We start from the raw sequence: 23,518 nt of genomic DNA, 5'->3' as shown, positions 1-23,518 counted from the left end.
CGACGGCTGCCCGCGTGTCCGCCGGGCGGTTGAGGCAGGATGATCCGCATGACTGCGAGCGAAGGGCCCACCGTCGGGACGCTGGTCCTGCTGCGACACGGTGAGAGCGACTGGAATGCCAAGAACCTCTTCACCGGCTGGGTGGACGTCGACCTGACCGAGAAGGGCGAGGGCGAGGCGCGGCGCGGCGGCGAGTTGATGCGCGAGCACAGCCTGCTGCCGGACGTCGTGCACACCAGCGTGATGCGCCGTGCGATCCGCACCGCCGAGCTGGCGCTCAACGCCGCCGACCGGCACTGGATCGCCGTGCGCCGGTCGTGGCGGCTCAACGAGCGCCACTACGGCGCCCTGCAGGGCAAGAACAAGAAGCAGACCCTCGACGAGTACGGCGAGGAGCAGTTCATGCTCTGGCGCCGGTCGTACGACACGCCACCGCCGCCCATCGACGACAACGACGAGTGGTCGCAGGTGGGTGACCCGCGCTACGCGCTGCTGCCGACCGAGCTGATGCCGCGCACCGAGTGCCTCAAGGACGTCGTCGACCGGATGCTGCCCTACTGGTACGACTCGATCGTGCCGGACATCCTGGCCGGCCGGACGGTGCTGGTGGCCGCGCACGGCAACTCGCTGCGCGCCCTCGTCAAGCACCTCGACCAGATCTCCGACGAGGCGATCGCCAAGCTGAACATCCCGACGGGCATCCCGCTGCGCTACGACCTCGACCCGCAGCTGCGTCCGCTCACTCTGGGCGGCACGTACCTCGACCCGACCGCCGCGAAGGCCGCCGCCGCGGCGGTGGCCAACCAGGGGCGCTGAGCCACCAGAAAGGGGCCCCTCGTCATCGCGGAGAGCGATGGCGAGGGGCCCCTTTTCGTGCCGGTCAGTTACTGCTGGGCGCGCTCTCCCCGGTGATCAGGTAGATCACGTGCTCACCGGCGTTGACCGCGTGGTCGGCGAAGCGCTCGTAGAAGCGGCCCAACAGGGTGGCGTCGATCGCCGTCTCCACCCCGTACGGCCAGTCGTCGCCGAGCAGCACGGCGAACAGGTTCTTGTGCAGCTCGTCCATGGCGTCGTCGTCGCGGTCCAGCTCGCCGGCGAGGTCGGCGTCGGGCTTCGCCAGCACCGAACCGATCTTCACGGCCATCCGGTCGGCGATCTCGGACATCTCGGTGAAGACCGTCCGCAGCTCGGCCGGGACGGCGGGGGAGGGGTGACGGCGTAGCGCGGTCTTCGCCACGTGCTCGGCGAGGTCGCCCATCCGCTCCAGATCAGCGGCCACGTGCAGCGCGGTGATCATCGCCCGGAGGTCGGAGGCGACCGGCGCCTGTCGGGCGAGCAGGTCACAGACCCGCTCCTCGACGTGCCGGTAGAGGTCGTCGATCTCGGCGTCCCGCTCGATGACCGTCTCGGCGGCCTGCCGGTCGGCGGTCAGCAGGGCCCGGGTGGCCTGGCGCATGGCGGCGCGGACGCCCTCCGCCATGTCCACCAGCAGTTGGCTGACGATCTGGAGGTCGGCCCGGAACTCGTCGCGCATCATCACGTCCTGTGGTCGGTCGCCGCCGACGGGTGCCGGCGCAGGGGGTTGAGCAGGTGCGACGCCAACGGTAGGGCGCGCGGACGGATCCCGGATGAACCACGGTGAACGACGCCAGACGTGGGGGTGAACACTTCCGTAAGTGAGGGTAGTTCGTCCCGTTCTGTGTGGTAGCCAGGTTAACAATGACCCTACGATCGCCGGGTGGAGTGGGCGGTGGCGGTCGTGGTGGCCCTGGCTTTGGTGGCCGGGATGGCCGCCGGTCTGCTGCTGCCCCGGTTCCTGCCGAGGCGGGACGGTCACTCCACGTCGACGGGGAGCGTCAGCTTCCGCTGGAGCAGGGGGAGGCCCGCGATAGCCGACGAGCAGCAGGCCGGGCTCGGCCGCCGGACGATCGACTCACTCCGGGCCGGTGTCGTGGTACTGGACAACGACGACGTCCCCGTGCTGATCAACCCGGCCGCCCGCGCGATGGGGCTGCTGCGTACCGGCAGCACTCCCGGCTCAATCGCCGCGCACCCGCTGATCCGTACCCTTGCCGGCCAGGTGCGACGCACCGGCGTACGGCGCGAGATCGAGCTGGACCTGCCCCGAGGTCGCGACAGTGCGGGGGAGAACCCGCTCGGCGTGCACCTGCGGGCGATGGGTCTCGGCAACGGCTTCATCGCGGTCGAGGCGGTCGACGTGACCGAGTCGCACCGGCTGACCCGGGTACGACGGGACTTCGTGGCCAACGTGAGCCACGAGCTGAAGACCCCGATCGGGGCCCTGCAGCTGCTCGCCGAGGCGTTGCTGGACGCGACTGAGCCGGCCGACGCGGCGGCGCCCGACCTCTCCGAGGACCTGGTGGCCGCCCGCCGGTTCGCCGAGCGGATCCAGCACGAGTCGACCCGGTTGGGTCGGCTGGTGCAGGAGTTGCTGGAGTTGACCCGGCTGCAGGGGGCTGAGCCTCAGCCGCCACCGGAGCCGGTCGCGCTGGACTGGGTGATCGCCGAGGTGGTCGACCGCACCCGAACCACGGCCTCCGCCCGGGGTGTCGCGGTGACAGTGGACGGGGCGCGGGGTCTCACCGCGTACGGCAGCGACTCCCAACTCGCCACGGCGGTGGCGAACCTGGTGGAGAACGCCATCAACTACTCGGGCGAGGACACCACGGTGCGGGTGACCCTCCGCGGCGACGACGAGCACGTCGAGATCGCCGTCGCCGACCAGGGCATCGGTATCGCCCCCACCGACGTCGCCCGGATCTTCGAGCGGTTCTACCGGGCCGACCAGGCCCGCTCCCGTGCCACCGGCGGCACCGGGCTCGGCCTGGCGATCGTGAAACACATTGCGAGCAACCATGGCGGACGGGTCGAGGTGTCGAGCACTCTTGGTGGTGGATCGACGTTCACCCTCCGGCTGCCCGCCAGTCCACCGGACGACCTCCTGGCGACACTGCCGCCGGTTGGGATCGAATCCGGTCCGACTGGGCTACGGCAGGTCTGACAGCAAATGGAAAGGAAATCCCCGTTGAGCCGCGTTCTCGTGGTCGAGGACGAGGAGTCGTTCTCCGACGCCTTGTCGTACATGCTCCGTAAGGAGGGCTTTGAGGTTTCGGTCGCCGCGACCGGCACCGACGCCCTCACCGAGTTCGACCGGACCGGCGCCGACATCGTGCTGCTCGACCTGATGTTGCCCGAGATGTCGGGGACCGAGGTCTGCCGGCAGTTGCGGCAGCGCTCCGCCGTGCCGATCATCATGGTCACCGCCCGGGACAGCGAGATCGACAAGGTGGTCGGGCTGGAGATCGGCGCCGACGACTACGTCACGAAGCCGTACTCGCCGCGGGAGCTGGTCGCGCGGATCCGGGCGGTGCTGCGCCGGCAGAGCCCGGAGGTGGCCGAGGCGGGTGCGCCGACGCTGGCCGCCGGGCCGGTGCGGATGGACATCGAGCGGCACGTGGTGACAGTTGACGGCGGGGCCGTGCAGCTGCCGCTGAAGGAATTCGAGCTGCTGGAGCTGCTGCTGCGCAACGCGGGCCGGGTGCTCACCCGCGGTCAGCTCATCGACCGGGTCTGGGGCGCCGACTACGTCGGTGACACCAAGACGCTGGACGTGCACGTCAAGCGGCTGCGCTCCAAGATCGAGCCGGAGCCGTCCGCGCCGCGCTTCATCGTGACCGTGCGGGGTCTGGGCTACAAGTTCGAGCCGTGATCGGCGTACGCCAAGGGGGTCTGCGTGCGATGCAGGCCCCCTTTTGGGCTGTGCTGCGGTGCCTTTGGAGCTGATGTCGCAAACGAGTCAGACGCTGATGTCGTCAGCGGTTCAGCTCCAAAGGCGTTCCGACTCATGCCTGCGATGCGCGGCTGTTCAGGCGGCCGTCGGGGCGAGAAGTGCGGTGATCGGCACCCAGAGCTAGACCTCGTCGGCCGGGTGCGGGGCGATCATGCCCTGCTTCGTTCTGGTCGCGCACAGCTCGGCCAGCCGCTCGTACGCGGCAGCGCCGATCAGGGCGGTCAGCTCCGGTGAGTACGACAGGTACATCGGCTCGGTGCCGACGTGCGCGTCCGTCGAGGAGGTGCACCACCAGTCCAGGTCGTGACCGCCGGCTCCCCAACCCCGCCGGTCGAACTCGGACAGGGTGGAGACCAGCACCTTGCTGTTGTCCGGCCGGTTCACCCAGTCCTGATCGCGGCGGATCGGCAGCTGCCAACAGACGTCCGGCTTGTATTCCAACGGGTGCACCCCGTCGCGCAGCGCCTGGGCGTGCAGGGCGCAACCGCCGCCGCCGGCGAAGTCGGCGTCGTTGAGGAACACGCACGGACCGTCGGGGCCCTGCGTGGCGGTGCGGCGGGCCGGCGTCTTGCCGTCGATGGTGTCCTCGTCGGTCCAGTTCTTGAACCCGCGCCGGAAATGCTGCCAGGTCGACGGGGCGAGTCGCCGGACGGCGTTGCGCACCCGCTTCTCGTCGTCCGAGTCGGTGAAGAACGCCCCGTGCGAGCAGCAACCGTCGGCGGCCCGACCGGCGATGATGCCGTGGCAGCCCTTGCCGAAGATGCAGGTCCAGCGGGAGAGCAGCCAGGTCAGGTCGGCCCGGATCAGGTGCGTCTCGTCGGCCGGGTCGGTGAACTCGATCCACTCCCGAGGGAAGTCCAGGGGCACCTCACGACTGCGCGGGTCACCCGGGTCGTCCACCAGCACACGGAGCTCCATCGTCACTCGGCCCAGCGTACGCGCGGTGACGTCCGCAGGCCGGTGAGCCGCGCAAACGTGTTGCGCCTACTGTCTTCACCATGCGACTGGGTGTCCTCGACGTCGGATCCAACACGGTGCATCTCCTCGTGGTGGACGCGCACCACGGCGCGCACCCGTGGCCGGCGCACTCCGAGAAGGTGGTGCTCCGGCTGGCCGAGCAGATCGGCCCCGACGGCGCGCTGACCGAGGCGGGCGCGGACGGCCTGGTCAAGGCGGTGGGCATGGCCAAGGCGGCGGCCACCGGGTTGTCGGCCGACGACCTGATCGCCTTCGCCACGTCCGCGGTGCGCGACGCCACCAACGCGGCCGAGGTGCTGGCCCGGGTCCGGGACGAGACCGGCGTACGCCTGGCGGTGCTCTCCGGGGCGGACGAGGCGCGGATGACGTTCCTGGCCGTACGGCGGTGGTTCGGCTGGTCGGCGGGCCGGCTGCTGGTGCTGGACATCGGTGGCGGCTCGCTGGAGATCGCCGCCGGCATCGACGAGGACCCGGACGTCGCGGTCTCCCTGCCACTCGGGGCCGGTCGGCTGACCCGTGAGCGGCTACGGGTCGATCCGACCAGTGCGGCCCCGCCGTCGGCGGAGGCCGTCGACAAGCTCCGGGAGTACGTGGACGGCCGGCTGGACAAGGTCGTCGACCAGATGACCGAGGTGGGTTGGGGTCGGGCGGTGGCCACCTCGAAGACGTTTCGCACCCTGGCCCGACTGGCCGGGGCGGCCCCGTCCGGTTCCGGGCTGTGGGTGCGACGCAGCCTGACGCGGGCCGGCCTGCGGCAGGTCATCGGCTTCATCAGACACATCCCACCGGCGCAGTTGATGGAGCTGGAGGGGGTCAGCGCGGGCCGGGCCCACCAGTTGCTGGCCGGTGCCGTGGTCGCCGAGGCGGTGATGCGCCGCCTGGATCTGGACTCGCTGGACATCTGCCCGTGGGCGCTGCGGGAGGGTGTCATCCTCCGCCGGCTCGATCAACTGGAGCCGATCTGATCCGGTGGCCGTTTTCGGTCGATTTGCCGGCGCTCGTCACGATGGCCCCGGCGCTGCCGGGCTACGCTGGCTGATGTGACTTCCCGCGTTCCCGTGCTCCTGTCCAGCTCGTCGGTCTTTCCCGAGCCGACCGCGGCGGCGTTCCAGCTGGCTGCGGCGCTCGGCTACGACGGCGTCGAGGTGATGGTCTGGACCGACGTGGTCAGCCAGGACGCGGGCGCGCTGCGTGGCCTGTCCACGCACTACGACGTGCCGGTGCTCTCGGTGCACGCGCCCTGCCTGCTGGTCACCCAGCGGGTGTGGAGCCCCGACCCGTGGGAGCGCCTGCGCAAGGCCGCCGAGCTGGCCGAGACGCTGGGCGCGCCGACAGTCGTGGTGCACCCACCGTTCACCTGGCAGCGTGACTACGCGCGCAACTTCGCCGAGGGTCTGGCCACCGTCGCGGACCGGTTCACCGGGCTGCGCTTCGCCGTGGAGAACATGTACCCGGTGCGGATGGCGGGCCGGCAGTTCGTCCCGTACGTGCCCGGTTGGGACCCGACCGACGCCGGCTACCCGTCGTACACCCTGGATCTGTCGCACTGCGCGGCCTCGCACAGCGACCCCCTGGAGATGGCCGACCGGATGGGCGCCGGGCTGGCGCACGTGCACCTCGGTGACGGCACCGGCGAGGGCCGCGACGAGCACCTGGTGCCCGGGCGCGGCACCCAGCCCTGCGGGGAACTGCTCTCCTCGCTGGCCGGCAGGGGTTTCACCGGGGCGGTGGCGGTGGAGGTCGCCACCCGGGGCGCGAAGAGCCGCGCGGTGCGCGAGGCGGACCTGCGCGCCGCGCTGGAGTTCGCCCGCCAGCACCTGACCGCGTCGTCACCGGTCGACGCCTGACCCGTCCGCCCGAGATCGGGCGGACGCGGCGTCAGCTGACCGGTGAGAGGGAATCGGCGGCGGAGGTCGGCTGCGGGGCGACAGCCACCTGCTCGCCGACCGCCGCCCGCTTACGGGCCCGGTGCGCGGCGACGTGCGAGCGGGTGGCGCAGCGCTCCGAGCAGAACCGCCGGCAGCAGTTGGACGACGTGTCCAGGTAGACGTTGCCGCACCGCTCGTCGGCGCAGACCCCGAACCGGGCGCTGCCGTACTCGCAGAGCCACACCGACAGCCCCCAGACCGCGCCGGCCAGATATTCGGCACTGACCGAGGCACCCCGACTGGTCACGTGCATGTGCCAGTCGCTGGAGTCGTGCCCGGAGATGCGCGGCTGCACCGGGAACGCCTCGAGCAGCGCGTTCAGCTCGGTGACCGCCTGGCCGTCCCGCCCCGAGGTGCCGTACTCGAAGACGTCGCGCAACCGTTTCTGTGCCCGGCGGAAAATCGCCACGTCCCGGTCCGCGACCTCGTCGCGCATCCAGGCGTTCTCGTCGGGGAAGAGGGCCCGCAGGTCGTCGAGGTCGTCCAGGCGGGCGTTGACCAGGTCAACGCCGGTCCGGGCGTACGCGTCGAAGTTCACGCCCCAACGGTAGACGACTCAGCGGGTGCGCGGCGCGTCGATGTAGTGCGGTAGGAACCGGGCGTAGCCGTCGGTGATCAGACTCGCGCTCTCCCGCACACCCACGCCGGCCGATTCGCCGTCGACGATCCAGCTGCCCAGCACCATCCGGTTGCCGGCGAACTGCGGCAACGCCCGGAACTCCTGGTAACACCAGCCCTCGTCGCCGTAGATCCCCGGATTGGTGATCTCCTCGTCGGCGGTGACGATGCGTACCGATCCGCCCTCTCGGCCGAGCAGTGGCTTGGCGACGTACTCCGTCATTCCGCGCGGCGAGTCGAGGTACGCCGGGAGCAGGTACTCGTGGCCCGGGTACAACTCCCAGAGGACCGCGAGCAGTGCCTTGTTGGAGAGCAGTAGCTTCCAGGCCGGCTCGATCCAGGTGGTCGGGGTGCCCGGGGCCAGGGCCGCCGGCCCGTACGGCTCGGCCAGCATCCACTCCCACGGGTAGAGCTTGAAGCAGGTGGTCACCGGGTTGTCGTCGGCGTCGACGAAGCGTCGGCCGTCCCAGCCGATCTCCTGGATGGGTTGGAGCTCGACGCCCAGGCCGGCCTGCCGGGCGGTCTCGGCGAGGTAGCCGGCGGTCATGTGGTCCTCGCCGGATTCCTCCTCGTTCGACCAGAGCACGTGCACCCGGGGGTCGTGCAGCCCCGCCCCGATCTTGGCCCAGGCGCCGACCAGCCGCTCGTGCAGGCTGTTCCACTGGTCCAGCTCCGGCCGGGTCTGCTCCAGCCAGTACCACTGGATGATGCTCGCCTCGACAAGCGCGGTGGGGGTGTCAGCGTTGTACTCCAACATCTTCGGAGGCCAGGTGCCGTCGTACGCCAGGTCGAAGCGCCCGTACAGGGTCGGTGGCGCCTCCCGCAGCGACCGGGCCACCGCCTCGGCCGCCCACTCCGGGATGCCGAACTCGGCGTACCGGCGCTGCGCCACCACGTGCTCGGCGGCGGCCACCGACATCCGGTGCAGTTCCTCGGTGGCCTCCTCCAGCCGCAGCACCTCGTCCAGGTCGAACGCGTACGCGGCGGTCTCGTCCCAGTACGACATGATCCCGCCGCCGGGCAGCTCGGTGTCGACGTAGACCAGCCCCTGCGACCGGATGGTGGCGTCCCAGCCGGGGCGAGGCGTGACCGTCTCGCGGCGCACGTCAGCCGCCGCAGGCGGCGAGGTGGGTACCGAATCCGCCGCGTTCGGGCAGGGCGGCGGTGGTCGGCTCCGGGGCGGTGCGACCGGCGGCCGGGTCGGTGACCCGCATCGCCAGCGCGACGGTGTCGCCGCCGCCGACCGGCCCGAGGGCGCAGTCGTCGTCATCGTCGTCGTCCGAGGTCATGTTGCAGCCGGAGAGGGCGAGCGCGAGAGCGGTGAGCGCGCCGAGCTGCACGGAGGCCGAGCGGAGTCGGCGGCGGGGGCGTTGGTCCACGGCATCGTTGTAGCCGATCGACGCCACCGCCGCCGCCCCGCCCCCCATGTCGAGGTGGCCCGGCCGCCCCTCGGCGGGGCCCCTGGCAGGGGCGTTACGCTCGGCTCATGCTCCGTTCCGTCATCCTCGCCGCCTCCCGGTCATCCCAGGTCGAGCGGCTCGTCGCGACTGCCCCGTACACCCGGGACGTCGTCCGCCGGTTCGTCGCCGGCGCCGCCACCGACGACGCGTTGCGCGCGACCCGCGGGCTCGTCGACGACGGCCTCGCTGTCACCCTCGACCACCTCGGTGAGGACACCGTCCGCCCCGAGCAGGCCACCGCCACCCGGGACGAATACCTGAAACTGCTGAAGATGCTCGGCGACGCGGGCCTCACCCCGGCCGCCGAGGTGAGCGTGAAGCTCTCCGCCCTCGGCCAGATGTTCGACGAGCAGTTGGCGTACGACAACGCGCGGGCGATCTGCGCCGCGGCCGACGCGGCGGGCACCACCGTCACCCTGGACATGGAGGACCACACCACCACCGACTCGACGTTGGAGGTGCTGAGCCGGCTGCGCAAGGACTTCCCGTCGACCGGCGCGGTGCTCCAGGCGTACCTGCGGCGGACCGAGTCGGACTGCCGGGAGCTGTCGTCGGCCGGGTCGCGGGTGCGGCTGTGCAAGGGCGCCTACAAGGAGCCGGAGTCGGTGGCGTACCAGTCGGCCCGTGAGGTGGACAAGTCGTACGTGCGCTGCATGAACATCCTGATGTCCGGCGACGGTTACCCGATGCTGGCCACCCACGACCCGCGGATGATCGCCATCGGTGAGGACCGGGCCCGGTGGTTCGACAGGGGTCCCGAGCGCTTCGAGTTCCAGATGCTCTACGGCATCCGCCCCGAGGAGCAGGCCCGGTTGGCCGGCGAGGGCTACACGGTGCGCACCTACGTCCCGTACGGCGACGAGTGGTACGGCTACCTGATGCGCCGGCTCGCCGAGCGCCCCGCCAACCTGGTCTTCTTCGGCCGTGCCCTGATCTCCAAGAAGTAGTTCCTCCGGTTCGGCCGACGGGCCGGCGGCGATCCCTCGGGTCACCGCCGGCCCGTTTCGCCATCCGGCTCGTCGGTCAGCCGAAGCTGGTGAGCGAGCGGCCGGGCCGATCGGCCCGGGGCGGCCTCGCCGCATCCAGGTAGTGGTCGTACCCTTCGGCGGGTGACTGACGAGGTGCAGCAGCCAGCACCACGGCGGCTCTGGCCGCTGTGGACGGTGCTCGTGGTGGTCGTCCTGCTGCTGGGCTGCGGCCTGCCGGCGGCGCTCGTCGTCGGAGTGATCCGGGAGACAGGCTCGCGCCCCACTGTCAGCCGGGTCGGCGCCTCGGCGGCCGACGACCCGGCCACCGCAGTGGCCCGTGGGTTGTCCGACCGGATCACCGCCCAGCTCCACCGGCAGTCCGCGGCGCTCCTGGGCGGCGACCGCGCCGGGTTCCTCGCCGTCGCCGATCCCGCCGCCCACAACGATCTGCGCCGACGCTTCGCCGCGCTGCGCGAACTCAAGGTGACCGGCTGGCGCGCCGAGCCCAGTGGCCTGCCCGTGCCCATCATCGGCAAGCCCGGCGAGTGGCGGCTGCTGGTGCGCTTCCAGTACTGCTTCGTCACGCCGAACTGCCGGCCCAGCCCGGTGCTGATCGGAACCCGGTGGCGGGAGAACGGCGACCAGCCCCGGATGGTCGCCATGGAGGAATCCAAGTCGGTGGAGACCGGCACCCGACCCTGGGAGATCAGCGACCTGGCGGTCGCCATCGGCGCGCGAACCATCGTCGCGACCACACCGGCGCTGCGCGGCAAGCTGCCCGGCCTGCTCGCGCAGGCTGAGGCGGCGGCCAAGGTTGCCGACGGGTACGCGGTGACCGGCTCACCGCCGGACCGCTACCGGATCTTCTACGCCGGGCGCACCGAGTGGCAGCGCTGGTACGGCGGGGAGCGCCCAGAATGGACCGGCGGTTACGCGGTCACAGTGGGCGGCGGCCACCACGAGGTGGTGCTCAACGCCGAAGGGCTCTCCAACAGCGGCACCGACGACCTGCTGCGGCACGAGCTGACCCACGCGGCGTCGTTGCCGGAACGCGGCTACCCGGGCAAGCTCACCTGGTGGTTGGTCGAGGGCCTGGCCGAGTTCGCCGGTGCCGGCGGCCAGGCGGTCGACCGGTACGAGGGGATCGCCGACGTGCGCAAGATGGTCCGGGGCGGCTGGGACGGCAAGTTGGAGGGCGTCAACCCCGCCGACGACGCTTCCGCCGAACGGGTGGCCGCCAGCTACGGCATCGGCTACCTGGCCGTCCGGCACCTCGTCGACCGGTACGGGCCGTTGCGGCTGCTGACCTTCTTCAAGACAGTGGTGCACGACGGCCGGACCATTGAGGCGGCCTCCGAGAAGGCGTTCGGTGAGCAGTGGTCGACGCTGCACGACGAGTGCGTGGCGTACGTCCGCGCGACCGCCGGCTGAGCCGCTCGTTCGCCTGCTGGCGGCGGTGGGCCGGGCGGACGCCCGACCCACCGCCGTCGTTCACCAGCCGGTGCCGATCGACGATCGGGTACCGAGGCTGCCGTTGGCGGCTCCCGGATACATCCAGAGAATGCCTGTCACGTTCTCCCGGGCGAGGATGTCGGGCTTGCCATCCCCGTTGAAGTCGGTCATCCCGAAGGACGTGTAGTTCGCCCACTGGATGCCGACCTGGGTGATGGTCCGCGCCTGCAGGTCGTACACCCGCAGCAGGGCGGTGTCGATCTCCCGGCCGTAGAGCTCCGGCGTGGCGTCACCAACCACGTTGGCCACCCCGAACCCGGTGTACTGGTCGCTCCAGCCGTCACCGACGTCGATCCTGGGCAACCTGCCACCCGCCAGGTCACCCGGGTAGACCCACAGGTCGTGTGTCGTGCCCGCGGTGTAGACGTCCTGGTAGCCGTCCTTGTTGAAGTCGCCAATCCCGAACGGTCGGTAGCTGCACCACTGAGAGCCGGAGAACGTGGGAGTGGGGCTCAGATCGTCGGCGGTGCCCAGGAACACCTGCAGGTCACAGGTGACGTTGTCTCGGACGACCACGTCCTGGTAGCCGTCGTGGTCCATGTCCGCGATGCCGAACGAGGTGAACTGGCCCCACCCCGAGGAGATCAGCCGTGGTGCGGTGAGCTGGTTGTTGACCTTGCGGTAGCGCCACAGGCTGCCGATGGTGTCCGTCGCGTAGACGTCGGTCTGCTTCGTGCCGGTGCCCGGCGGGGTCCAGGTGGTGGCACCGACCGAGGTGAGCGAACCGCTCTTCGTGACGTTCGTCGCCCCGACCTGGGTGGGGGTGAGCGCCCGCTTCCACACCTGCAGGTTGCTGAGCATTCCGGAGTAGTGCGCCGTCGGTGCGCCTAGGTACTTGTAGCGGCCCGCCACGAACTTGCCGGTGCTCGGCCACGTCGGCGTGGCGGTGTACTGCGCGCTCCCCTTGATCACCCCATTGACGTAGAGCACGATCGTCCGGGTCTCGGCGTTGTAGGTGCCGACCAGGTGCGTCCAGACCCCCAGCGCCGTACCGGCAGGTGCCACCACCTGGGTGTACGACCAACCGCTGTCGGCGTTGCCGAGACCGAATCGCCAGGTGTTGTCACTCTGGTTGTTCCAGAGCAGGAAGCGCGACGCGTTCGCCCCGTCCTCACTGGCGATGACACCGCCGGCGGCCGTGGGCTTGGCCCAGACCGAGATGCTGAACGACTTGCTCGTGTCGACCAGTCGCTCGTTGACCGACAGCGCGCCCTGCTTGGACGCGTCGACGATGGTCCCGGTCTTGTCGACGTTGAGGAACAGCGCCGGGCTGAAGAGTTCGCCGCCTCGCCAGTAGGCGTTGCCGCCCTCCACGGTGAGGGATTTGCCGCCGGAGACATCCTTCGCGCTGGTGACCGCGGCGTCCGGCAGGTCGTCGAACTGCCAGGTGTGGTCCGAGGTGACAAGCGTCTGCTTCGGCTGGGCGGTGATGGTGGCGCTGCTGGTTTGGATGTTGGTGACCAGCCAGGCGGTCGTGACCGCACCGGCGCCGACGGTCCACAGGTCGGGGTTGCCGTCGGCGTTGATGTCACCGGCGCGCAGGTTGAGCGCAGCATTCGTGTTCCAGCCGCTGGCGGCCAGGGTGCGGGCGGTGTAGGTGAGCTGTCCGGTGTCCTGGTTGTAGGCCAGGTTGGACCAGAGGTGCAGCGCGCCGGTGGTCCGGTTCCAGAGGAACATCGCCGCGCCCGTGCTGGTCTGCGTTGTGGTGATCGTCCAGTTGTTCCAGTCGGCGCCACCGGTCGGGGTCAGTGCCCCGGTCGAGGTCGCCCCGAAGAACAGGCTGGTCCCCGGAAAGCTGGGGTAGTAGGTGAGCTGGTAGCCGTTCGTGGCGTCGCCGCTGGTGCCGATCAGGTCCGGGAAGCCGGAGCCGGGCCCCCGCGCCTCACCGGCGTTCGCCAGCTGGATCGGCGATCGGCCGTACTCGTCGAGGAGGTAGTCGGCCAGGAGGCTGGTCTGGACCCCACCGCGCTCCGGCATCAAGGTCGAGCCATCGCCGTTGCCGGCGAGGATCCCGCCACCGCCGGCGTTGTTACCCGTCGGGTAGTAGATCAGCACGTCCTGAAGGTTGCCGCCGGTGAATCGTCCCGTGATGACCTGAGCGCCGTTGAAGTCGGCCGGAGAGTTCTCACCGGTGACCCCGTTCCCTCGCGCGCCCATGTTGCTGATGCTCGGGTTTACCCCGGCCGCGCCATTGTTCTTTGCCAGCCACAGGCCAGCCTTGAGGTTGTTCACCGAGCCACCGGTGAGAAGGTCGGCTCGGCCGTCGCCGGTCAGGTCGCCGTCCGGTGCCACGACGGACGAGGGGTCGGCATTGAACGACAGGATCGCGGTATCGCCGAAGTTCTTGCCCGCGGCAGTGACGCTGGTGACGGAGATCGTGTTGGTGAAACGGTTCGGGGTGATCTGCAAGTTCGCGTTGCCGTTCGCGTCGGGGGTGACGCTCTGCGGCGGTGCCGCGTTCAACTGGTAGACGTAGTTGGTGGGCACGGCGCCGCTGGACGGCGGCTTGACCGAGACCGTGACTGGCTGCCCGATCGTCGGCTGTACGGCGAGTTCGGAGATGTTGGGCGGTCCGGCCCTTGTGGCGTCGAAGGTGAACCGACAGGTGGTCGACCAGTTGCTGGAGGTACGGAAGTCGGTCGTCTGCACCTTCCAGGCGAAGGTGGTCGGGGTTCCCGCACTGCCGCTTGTCACGCCCGCGGCGGCTGCCAACGCGGCTCGCGGTACGACAAATACCGCAGTGGTGCCGGAGGAGTACGTCAGCAGGTTGGGATTGGTGCTGGCGATGGCCGTCTGGGAGGCATCGCTGTTCTTCCACAGCTTGAAGGTGACCCCGAGCGCTCCTCGGTCCGCGTCGGAGACCGGCGCGTACAGGGAGACGGCGGTGTCGCCGACCACTGTCGGGCTGGCCGCGATGCAGTCTGTCGCGGGGGAGGTGGTCAATCCGGTCGGCGCGGCGGGTGCGTGGTTGTAGCGGATGGTCAGCGTGGGGCTGGTCTCCAGGAACTCCTTCCAGCTCTGGGCGTCGCTGGCCTCGTTGGCGGCGACCATCCAGAGGGTGCGGGTCGACTTCTTGGCCGTGACGTCGGCCTTGATCTGCCCGGTGATGTCGAAGGACACGCCGTCGGCGTCGCAACCGCTGTAGCCGTACGCGAAGCTCTTGCTGGCGATGGCGCTGCCCTTACTCACCCCCTCCCAGTAGTTCCAGGTGGCGTTGCTGGAACTCAATGTGGTGCCCGGGCCGTAGATGTTCACCGTCTTGTCGGTGCAGCTCCAGGATCTGGTGTTTGTGATCTTGAAGAGGGCGTCCGCGATCTCGGCGCCGGCCAGGGTGGAGTACGGGACTGGGAAGTTGATCAGAGTGTTCGACCGCTGGCTTCCCGAGTTACCGACCTGCATCCGGCCGATCGGGTCCGGAGTGTTCTTCCAGTAGTTGGTCGACTGGTGCTGGTAGGAGATCGAGGCCCAACCGCTCATCTTGGGGCCGACCGGCGTCCAGTTGAAGGTGGGGTCGATGTAGAGGGGGAACACCGCTGCCGGGTCGTTCAGCAGCTTCGGGTCGGGGGTGAGCCGCAGCTTCCCGGCACCGATCTGGACAGCGATCGGGGCCGTTCGCGCCCCGCGACCGGGCCCGCCCGGAGTGGAAGCGGCTCCTCGTTCGTTCGTGCCAGCCTGTGCGCCCGCGCCGCTGGCGGAATCCCACATCGCGGGGGCGGGCGCGGTGATTACCGTCCGGCCGCCACGATCGCGCCCGGTGATGTTGCCGGCCGGGTCGGCTGTCAGCTCGACGCCCTTCGTGGCGGTGGCGAGGTCGAGGGCCGCGAGCCGCGGGTTGGCGGCAGCCTGTCGGTTCTTGACCACGAAGACGTGCGAGAAGGAACCCTCGGTGTCGACCCGGACGGTCAGGTCGACCCCGGGCAGCACCTCGGCGTAGGTGGCGGTTGGCCCCGACAGGGTCGGCGTCGGCAGGGTCAACGGAGCGGTGACCGACAGTGCGCGGTCCCCGCTGGTCATCTGGGCGAGCGGTCCGCCGCCACCGGCGGAGACCCGGATCGGGTTGGTGGTGACGGCCGCCGTGATGCTGCCGTCGGCGTTTCGGACCAGTGTCGGGTCCAGGTCCTTCCACGTGCCGTTCACCCTGGTGCGAGTGGGTACGGCCGACTCGGTCAGCTCCATCATTCCGTCTGGGCGGGCGGTGAAGGTCGTGGTCGACGTCCGGGCGCCGGTTGCCTCGACCGGCTTGCCAGTCCGCTTCGCCTCGACCATCGCCCGGTCGACGCTGAGTGATCCATCCGCCGGCTTCGGTGCGGGCTTGCTGGGCGCGGCGGCGGCCGGTACGGCGGGTAGGAACGTGGCTGAGGTGGCCAGGACGAGGCTTGCGACGACACCCGTGGTGAGCGTTCGTCTGGATGTCGACGTCCTCGGTTGAGGACCGATTTTGGGCATGAAGAGGTATCTCCCCCGTGAGTGAAGCCGTCGGACGCGGAGCACGTCCGTTGGGCGGCCACAGTGAACCAGCACCTACGGCACCGGTGGAACGGAGGACGTCACACGGAGTCGTCCCTTTCGGACTCACTGCAGCGTATTTGCCGCTGTGATCGTGGTCATTTGTTATCGCACCGTTACCTTCGGGGGAAGCCGACATGAAACATTGTTCGCGCCACGGGGGTGTGCGACGAGACACCCTGCGTGGATTTCTGACGATCTCGCAGAGGTGAGGGTGAAATGGCCGGGCACGGGGGATTGCGCCTACTTACACGGCGCAAACGGCTGGGGGCACTGACCGCGGCTACGTCGCTGGTGGCGAGCTTGTTGGTGGGTGCACCGGCGGCTGCGAAGCCGGAAGACAGTGGACTGTCCACACTGCCGCCCATGTCGCCAGGGCGTTCGGTGACCGGTGTCAAGCCGCTGCCCACGAACTTCGTGACTCCACCCGACCAGGCCAAGTCGACCTATCGACCGTCGCGGACGGCGTGGCCGAAAGCTGCCTCGACGACTGTGGCGTTGACCGGATCGGCGTCCGCGGCCCGGGCAACGGCACCGGCGAAGGCCCGCGCGGCAGGCACCCCGGTCTGGGTGGAACCGGTCGTCAAGCGCGGACGGTACGCCGGCCCGCAGCAGATGCGGGTGTCGGTCGCCGACCGCAAGGCGACCGAGGCGGCAGGCGTCGGCGGCGTGCTGCTCTCGGTGACCCCGTCGTCGACCGAGCCAGTCAACGGATCGGTGCGCGTCGGCGTCGACTACGCCGACTTCGCCGAGGCGTACGGCGGCAACTACGGCTCCCGACTGCGACTCGTGCGGATGCCCGCGTGCGCCCTCACCACACCGGCGCTCGCCGAGTGCCGAACGCCGACACCGTTGGTCTCTACCAACGACCCGGCGAGCAACTCGGTCTCGGCCGAGGTGCCGATCACGACCGCCACCGCCGACAGCCGGTCGGCCGACTCGGCGATGGTCTTCGCCGCCATGGCGGGTGCTGGCGACGAGGGCGGTAGGGGCGGCACCTATGCGGCGACCGACCTGAAGCCGTCCGGTTCGTGGACGGCAGGTGGCAGCACGGGCTCGTTCAGCTACTCGTACCCGGTGACCGTGCCACCGACCCGGTCGAAGCTCCTGCCGCAACTGGCCCTCTCCTACAACTCCGGTGGTGTCGACGGTCAGACCGCCGCGACCAACGCGCAGGCCTCCTGGGTGGGCGACGGCTGGACCACCCCGAAGTCGTACGTCGAGCAGACCTTCGTCTCCTGCTCGGACGACCCGGGTGGCAGCCCGTCCCCGGTCAAGACGAACGACCGTTGCTACGCCGGCCCGGTCCTCACCATCGCCCTCAACGGATCCTCCAGCTCACTGATCTGGGACTCCGCCAAGAGCGTCTGGAAGATGCAGAACGACACCGGCGCGGTGGTCACCCGGGTCATGAACTCGGGCAACGGCAGCGGAACCAAGGACACCGACTACTGGCGGGTCACCGAGCGGGACGGCACCGTCTACGAGTTCGGCCGTAACCGCCTGCCGGGTTGGACGACCAACAAACCGGAGACCAAGTCGGTCGACCACATCCCGGTCTACTCGGCGCACTCGGGAGACCCCTGCTACAACGCGGCCGGCTTCAGCTCGTCGGTCTGCACCATGGCGTACCGGTGGAACCTCGACTACGCCAAGGACGTCCACGGCAACGCGATGGCCTACTACTACAACCAGGCCACCAACTACTACGGACGCAACGAGGGCGCCACCGACGTGTCCTACATCCGGGACAGCAACCTCGCCCGGATCGACTACGGCTTCCGCGACAACGGCGCGTACGGCATCATCCCCAACCAGGTGGTCTTCAACACCGACGACCGCTGCCTCTCCGGCACCTGCAAGCCGCTGAACGAGGCGAACAAGGCCAACTGGCCGGACGTGCCGTTCGACCTGGTCTGCAACTCGGGCACGGACTGCAAGCCGTGGAGTCCATCGTTCTTCTCCACGGTGCGGCTGACGTCCATCGAGACCCAGCAGTACGACGCGAGCCTCACCCCGCCGTACCGGAAGGTCGACACCTACGCGTTCACCCATACGCTGCCGAACCCAGAAGACGAGACATCGCCGGCGCTGTGGCTGTCGTCGATCACCCGCACCGGGCACGACACCACCTCCGGTGGCTCCACCAGCGCCATCTCGCTGCCCTCGGTGTCGTTCACCGGCATCAAGCTGCCCAACCGGGTGGACACCGCAGGTGGCTACCCGTCGTTCTACCGGCAGCGCATCGCGACGATCACCACCGAGACCGGTTCGGTCATCTCGCCCAGCTACGAGCTGCCGAAGCGCTGCACCGCGCCGGTGACGATCAGTCCCACGTCCAACACCCAGTCCTGCTACCCCGTCTACTGGACGCCGGACGGGCTGCCGAACCCGATCCGGGACTGGTTCCACAAGTACGCGGTCACCCGGGTCACCACGACCGACCCCACCGGGGGCGCCCCGGCCACCTCCACCAACTATGAGTACGTCGACGGCGCGGCGTGGCACTTCGACGACAACGAGGTGGTCAAGGCCAAGTACCGCACCTACGGCCAGTTCCGCGGTTACGGCAAGGTTCGGGTCCGCAACGGTGACGGCGCGAACGACCCCCGCACCCTGGGCGAGACCACCTACTACCGTGGCATGAGCAAGAACAACAACACCACTGTCGTCAACGTCACCGACAGCGCCGGCGGCGTCCACGAGGATGTCGATCAGCTCGCCGGGCGTGCCCTGGAGGCCACCTCGTACCTTGGTGACGGCGGTCCGATCGACAGCTCGACTGTCACCTCGTACTGGGTGTCGGACGCGACAGCTACCCGGAGCCGCACGGGGCTCCCGGCGCTGACCGCGACGTTCAGCGCGCCGGTGCAGACCTGGCGGCGGCAGGCGGTCACCTCGGGTTCCAGCACCACCTGGCGATACAGCCAGACCGACATGTCGTACGACGCGTCGACCAGCTCCGCGACCTTCGGCCTGCTGCAGCACTCGTACGACCACACAGTGCCGGCGAACCCCGCCTACGACCGGTGCACGAGCACGACGTACGCCCCGGCCAACACCGGTCTCAATCTGGTCGGCCTGACCAGCCAGGTCGAGACCGTGTCGGTGGCCTGCGCCGGCTTCCGCGCCGGCTCGCCGACGTCGGTGCCGGGCAGCACCAACACGCTGGCCGCCCCGACCACTGTCAACCGGCCGGCGCAGGTCGTCTCGCATGCCCGGACCTACTACGACGACCCGCAGTTCGCGACCACGTTCCCGCAGGCGGCCCCGAGCCGGGGCAACGTCACGATGGTCCGCAAGGCGTCCGACTGGGTCTCCGGCGGATATGCCTACCAGACCACCGACCGGGTCGAGTTCGACGCCTACGGTCGCGCCACCGGCACCTGGGACGGCAACGGCAACAAGTCCACCACCAGCTACACCGACAACGCCGCCGGCCTGACCACCGGCATGACCCTGCAGAACGCGGAGGGCCACGGCACCTCCACTACCATGACCACGCTGCGTAATCTCCCCACGAGCAGCACCGATGCCAACGGGGTGGTCACCCGTACCCAGTACGACGCGCTGGGTCGGCTGAAGACGGTCTGGTTGGCGTCCAGGCCCACCAGCGCTCTGCCGAACGTGAAGCACAGCTACGCGGTTTCCAAGAGCGGGCCAACCGCGACGACGACCGAGACGCTGAACCTCAATAACAGCTACGCGACCACCACCACCATCTACGACGCCCAGTACCGGGTGCGGCAGACCCAGGCGGACACGAACGTGGGCGGTCGGATGATTTCCGACTCGTTCTACGACAGCCGGGGTTGGGTGCGGGCGACCTACAACGGCTGGTGGGACGCCGCCAGCGGACCGAACACGGTTCCGGTCTACGCCGACTCGCTGGAGAAGAAGGCCCTCAACCAGACCTTCAACACCTACGACGGGCTTGGCCGGGTCATCCTGGCCGAGAGCGCCCGCGACGGCGTGGTCAAGTCGTCGACCAGGACGGTGTACAACGGCGACCGTACGACGGTCATCCCGCCGACCGGTGGCACCGTCACCGCGACGGTCACCGACCCGATGGGCCGGTTGGAGAAGCAACTCCAGTACACCGCAGCGCCGACGCTGGTTTCCCCGTCGAACTCGTTCACCGGCGTCTACCGCCTCACCGGCGGCACCTCGGTGGACAGCACCTACGGCTACGACGGGCAGGACAACCAGTCGACCGTTACCGACGCTGCCGGTAACCCCTGGATCAGCACGTTCAACCTGCTGGGGCAGGTGGTCAGCAAGGACGACCCGGATGCCGGCACCAGCACCATGCGCTACGACGGCGCGGGCAACGTCATCGAGTCGACCGACGGTCGCGGCAAGACCGTCTCGTCCACCTTCGACAAGATCAACCGTCGTACGGCCAGCTTCGCCGCGACGGCCGCGACGCAGTCGGCCAGCAACAAGCTGGCGGCATGGGTGTACGACAACGACAACAGCGCCGCGTCGATCACGAATGCGATTGGCAAGTTGACCACGGCGACCGCCTTCCGCAATGGCGCCGAATACAGCACTCAGTGGATCAACTTCGACTCCTTCGGCAACTCGAAGGGCGAGACGATCACCATCCCCGCTGTCGAAGGGGCGCTCGGCAACACGTACGCGTTCGGGCACACCTATTCAGCGACGACCGGGCTTCCGGTTACCGACACCTACCCGGCCAGGGGAAACCTGCCCAGCGAGACAGTGATTCGCGCCTACGGCGGAATACTGGACCTGCCGACGGTCGTCGGTGGGCTTGCCGGCTACAGCGCGTCCGTCGACTACGACGCGTGGGGACGGGTCACCCGTAACCTTGTGGGTCTTTCGACGAGCGGGGCCTCGGTCGTCAACATCTACGACGACCACAACGGGCGACGTAAGCAACAACTGGTGACCAAGACGACGACCACCACCAAGGACGTCGGCAAGCGAGACTACGAGTACGACCTGTACGGCAACATCACCAAGACCGTCGACACCCGCTCCGACCCGACCACCGCGTCGGAGACGCAGTGTTACCGGTACGACTCGCTGCGGCGGCTCACCAAGGCATGGACGGCGACCGACGCGTGCGCGGTCACGCCCACCCTCGGTAACCGCGCCATGGTCGGCAGTGGCATCGGTGCCACCAGCGCCTACTGGACCGAGTGGAACGTCGACTCGCTCGGCAACCGGAAGAGTCAGACCCAGTACTCGACGTCCGGCGGGACCGACACCACCACCAACTACGTGTACGACGGCAACGCCAAGGGCCAGCCGCACACGTTGACGAGCACCGCCACCTCCGGTGGACTCACCGGCAGCACCTCGTACAGCTACGACGACGCGGGCAACATGACCACCCGCAAGGCCGGGCAGGGCACCCAAACTCTGAACTGGGACGACGCTGGTGAGTTGGCGTCGGTGACCGGCAGCACTGGCGGAAACAGCTCGTTCCTGCACGACGCCGACGGCAACCTGCTGATCCAGAAGGACCCGGGGGTCACCACTCTCTACCTGCCAGGTCAGCAGATCACCCTCAACACCAACACCCAGGCGTTGAGCGGCACCCGCTACTACCCGCTGCCCAGCGGTGCGATGGCCTATCGCACGGGCAGTGGCACCGCGTACGGGTTCACCATCCCGGACCACCAGGGCACGCCGAACCTCTACCTGAACAACACGGCCCAGGTGCCGACCTGGCGGCAGTACACCCCGTACGGCGCGCCCCGCGGCTCTACCGTCACGGCGCCGGACAACCGCGGCTTCCTGAACCAGCCGCTGAACACGAGCACCGGCCTGACCCAGGTCAGCGCCCGAAACTACGACCCGACAATCGGTCGGTTCGTCTCGGTCGACCCGTTGCAGGACCTGGCCGATCCGCAGCAGTGGAACGGCTACTCCTACGCCAACAACTCCCCGGTCACCATGAGTGACCCGGACGGTCTGATCCCGGCTGACTGCCTAGAGTTCGATTGCCGTGGTTACGACCCCCGTCCCCTGAAAGAGGGCGACGGTCGTGGCGCGGGTGGCTGCCCGGGTGGCTGCGGCACCGACGCGAACATCGATTGGGGCAACAAGAACGGCAAGACGAGCACCAGGGACCGGAAGCGGACGCACCCTCGGATCCTCGGGCACGTGATCTTCGTGCCCGAGACGGTGCCGCTTGAGGAGTTCACCCGCCGCTGGAACGAGCAGCGTGGCGAATGGTTTACCCGGAACTTCACCTCGAACGACGAGTTGATGGCCCAGGATGAACGGGCGCTCGCCATGAACATCTGTCACGAGATGGGACGTCCGGGCGGCTGCCAGCAGTGGATTGAGGACCTTTACAACCCGTACATCGACTTCTTGGCGGCGAACCTGCCGGCGGACGAGATGTTCCAGAGCGGTGCGCTCGGGGCACTCGGCAGCGCCGGACGTGTGGGTGCACCCGGCAAACGCCCTGCGGGCGGCGGTGGCTGTAAGAGCTTCAGTGGTGACACTGAAGTTCTGATGGCGGACGGTTCCACCAAGCGCCTCATGGATGTCGAGGTCGGGGACGAGGTTATGGCCTCGGATCCGGAGGTGGGTGAGCAGGGGCCGAGATTTGTTACGCACGTCTGGGTGCACGACGATGATTTCGTCGATCTTCAACTCTTCGGCTCGGCGGTTACGACTACTGAGGATCATCCGTTCTGGAACCAGACTGATCGGCAGTGGCAGCGGGCTGATGAGTTTGATTCGGGCGACCTCGTGTTGTTGGCCAACGGCCGCACCCGATCCGTGCTAGGTATCCGTCCGAACACCGCTCACTCAGGCGAGGCATACAACCTCACCGTCGACGGCCTCCACACGTACTATGTCTTCGCTGGTAAAGCTCCGGTCCTGGTTCACAACTCTAACGGCTCCAATCCGTGGGGTAATTCCCATGAATGGACGCAAGGTCGTGTGCCGACGAGTGGCGGTCCATCGGACGGAGTTCTCTATAGGCGTGGTGCGGGCGGTGCCATCGTCGACTGGGGTGTATACGATGGAAAGGGTAATCTCAAGTATCGAACAGATCTCTTCGGTGCGACACACAAGGGTGTCGAGACGCCCCACTGGCAGACCTATCGAGAGAATGTCAACCCGAGCGGCAAGGCCTTCGTTCAGGAAACGGGTGATGCCTTCTCTGGTGTGGGCCCCGTAGGCGAGCCGCCGTGCGGTTTCTGATCACACTAATCGGGGTGCCCGCCCCTATTCCCTGACTCGAATTTGGCTACCGTGTCCATGAGGTGGAAGTGGCGTCCGTGTCTGATCTAGAGGAACTTCTGCTGCTGGCTGAGTCGGAGAGCTGGCAGGACCGTAGCAGGGCTGGCCAAGGTCTTGTCGCCTACCTGGGCGAGCCGGTCACGGATGGTGTGATTCTTCGATTGCTCATGGATGCGAAGGACACCGCTGTCACCGTTGCCACCGCTGATGCTCTATTGGCTCGGGCTGATCTCGTTTCATGGCGGATGTTTGCGCGGGGGTGGGCCGCGGCCGTTGAAGGGACCAGCATGACGAACTATATCGACCACCTTTATAGCTGCTTGAACGGTGCGATGTACGTCGCGAGCTTGGACGCCGAGAAGGCTGCGGCTCTTAAGGGCGTGGTGGGCCAGCTTCTTGGCGACGATGACGAGACGGTAAGGTCCGCTGCAGCAGAGCTTCGCAATCTGGTATTCGAAGGTCTCTGACGGCAAGCACATATCCTGCAAATTTTCGGTAGTAAGC

At 68.6% G+C, this 23,518-nt stretch carries 15 protein-coding genes; 9 read left to right on the top strand and 6 right to left on the bottom strand.

Going from position 1 to position 23,518, the window contains the following annotated elements; genetic code table 11:
* The first annotated feature begins 48 nt into the window (after window positions 1–48).
* Complete coding sequence (locus OHB44_RS31360) at window positions 49–816, top strand: phosphoglyceromutase (RefSeq protein WP_091403562.1); 768 nt, start codon at window positions 49–51, stop codon at window positions 814–816.
* A 64-nt stretch (window positions 817–880) separates the two neighbouring features.
* Here the strand turns inward: OHB44_RS31360 and phoU are convergent, their stop codons facing one another.
* Entirely contained in the window at window positions 881–1,534 is a 654-nt protein-coding gene (gene phoU, locus OHB44_RS31355; protein ID WP_091403559.1) for a phosphate signaling complex protein PhoU, read from the bottom strand.
* Between the two features lie 204 nt (window positions 1,535–1,738).
* Between phoU and OHB44_RS31350 the strand changes: the two genes are divergently transcribed.
* Window positions 1,739–3,022, top strand: coding sequence for a sensor histidine kinase (locus OHB44_RS31350; RefSeq protein ID WP_266304352.1), 1,284 nt, complete (start codon window positions 1,739–1,741; stop codon window positions 3,020–3,022).
* 24 nt (window positions 3,023–3,046) lie between these two features.
* On the top strand, window positions 3,047–3,730 hold the full coding sequence (locus OHB44_RS31345; protein WP_030329696.1) for a response regulator transcription factor: 684 nt from the start codon (window positions 3,047–3,049) through the stop codon (window positions 3,728–3,730).
* A 201-nt stretch (window positions 3,731–3,931) separates the two neighbouring features.
* Here the strand turns inward: OHB44_RS31345 and OHB44_RS31340 are convergent, their stop codons facing one another.
* The gene (locus OHB44_RS31340; protein ID WP_238684593.1) at window positions 3,932–4,729 is read right to left on the bottom strand and encodes a hypothetical protein; all 798 of its coding nucleotides are present in this window, start codon (window positions 4,727–4,729) and stop codon (window positions 3,932–3,934) included.
* An 80-nt stretch (window positions 4,730–4,809) separates the two neighbouring features.
* Here OHB44_RS31340 and OHB44_RS31335 point away from each other — a divergent pair, with 80 nt between their 5' ends.
* Entirely contained in the window at window positions 4,810–5,754 is a 945-nt protein-coding gene (locus OHB44_RS31335; RefSeq protein ID WP_330439061.1) for a Ppx/GppA phosphatase family protein, read from the top strand.
* A 75-nt stretch (window positions 5,755–5,829) separates the two neighbouring features.
* Complete coding sequence (locus tag OHB44_RS31330) at window positions 5,830–6,636, top strand: sugar phosphate isomerase/epimerase family protein (RefSeq protein ID WP_091402756.1); 807 nt, start codon at window positions 5,830–5,832, stop codon at window positions 6,634–6,636.
* A 31-nt stretch (window positions 6,637–6,667) separates the two neighbouring features.
* On the opposite strand, the gene OHB44_RS31325 is transcribed toward OHB44_RS31330, so the two are convergent.
* The 3 genes from OHB44_RS31325 to OHB44_RS31315 are packed head-to-tail and all read right to left on the bottom strand — an operon-like array spanning window position 6,668 to window position 8,714.
* Window positions 6,668–7,255 carry a CGNR zinc finger domain-containing protein gene (locus OHB44_RS31325; RefSeq protein ID WP_238684522.1) on the bottom strand — a complete coding sequence of 196 codons (588 nt, stop codon included), beginning with the start codon at window positions 7,253–7,255 and terminating at the stop codon, window positions 6,668–6,670.
* Between the two features lie 18 nt (window positions 7,256–7,273).
* Complete coding sequence (locus tag OHB44_RS31320) at window positions 7,274–8,440, bottom strand: glutathionylspermidine synthase family protein (RefSeq protein ID WP_238684523.1); 1,167 nt, start codon at window positions 8,438–8,440, stop codon at window positions 7,274–7,276.
* Between the two features lies 1 nt (window position 8,441).
* Window positions 8,442–8,714 carry a hypothetical protein gene (locus OHB44_RS31315; protein WP_225855034.1) on the bottom strand — a complete coding sequence of 91 codons (273 nt, stop codon included), beginning with the start codon at window positions 8,712–8,714 and terminating at the stop codon, window positions 8,442–8,444.
* 107 nt (window positions 8,715–8,821) lie between these two features.
* Here OHB44_RS31315 and OHB44_RS31310 point away from each other — a divergent pair, with 107 nt between their 5' ends.
* Together OHB44_RS31310 and OHB44_RS31305 are read left to right on the top strand one after the other, a co-directional pair.
* Window positions 8,822–9,742, top strand: a complete 921-nt coding sequence (locus tag OHB44_RS31310) for a proline dehydrogenase family protein (RefSeq protein ID WP_238684524.1) — start codon at window positions 8,822–8,824, stop codon at window positions 9,740–9,742.
* Window positions 9,743–9,904: 162 nt separating this feature from the next.
* A complete protein-coding gene (locus tag OHB44_RS31305; RefSeq protein ID WP_238684525.1) occupies window positions 9,905–11,194 on the top strand; it encodes a hypothetical protein in 1,290 nt (429 codons plus the stop codon).
* A gap of 60 nt (window positions 11,195–11,254) precedes the next feature.
* On the opposite strand, the gene OHB44_RS31300 is transcribed toward OHB44_RS31305, so the two are convergent.
* Window positions 11,255–15,721, bottom strand: a complete 4,467-nt coding sequence (locus tag OHB44_RS31300; RefSeq protein ID WP_330439057.1) for a LamG-like jellyroll fold domain-containing protein — start codon at window positions 15,719–15,721, stop codon at window positions 11,255–11,257.
* Between the two features lie 426 nt (window positions 15,722–16,147).
* On the opposite strand from OHB44_RS31300, the gene OHB44_RS31295 reads away from it, so the two are divergent.
* Together OHB44_RS31295 and OHB44_RS31290 are read left to right on the top strand one after the other, a co-directional pair.
* Window positions 16,148–22,975, top strand: a complete 6,828-nt coding sequence (locus OHB44_RS31295; RefSeq protein ID WP_330439056.1) for a polymorphic toxin type 24 domain-containing protein — start codon at window positions 16,148–16,150, stop codon at window positions 22,973–22,975.
* Window positions 22,976–23,052: 77 nt separating this feature from the next.
* Window positions 23,053–23,481, top strand: coding sequence for a hypothetical protein (locus tag OHB44_RS31290; RefSeq protein WP_238684528.1), 429 nt, complete (start codon window positions 23,053–23,055; stop codon window positions 23,479–23,481).
* Window positions 23,482–23,518 lie beyond the last annotated feature (37 nt).

Origin of the sequence: Micromonospora sp. NBC_00821, from assembly GCF_036347035.1 — a bacterium.
Lineage (GTDB): Bacteria > Actinomycetota > Actinomycetes > Mycobacteriales > Micromonosporaceae > Micromonospora > Micromonospora hortensis.
Note: the sequence above shows the minus strand (reverse complement) of the source record. Positions and strands in the feature narration are given on the sequence as shown.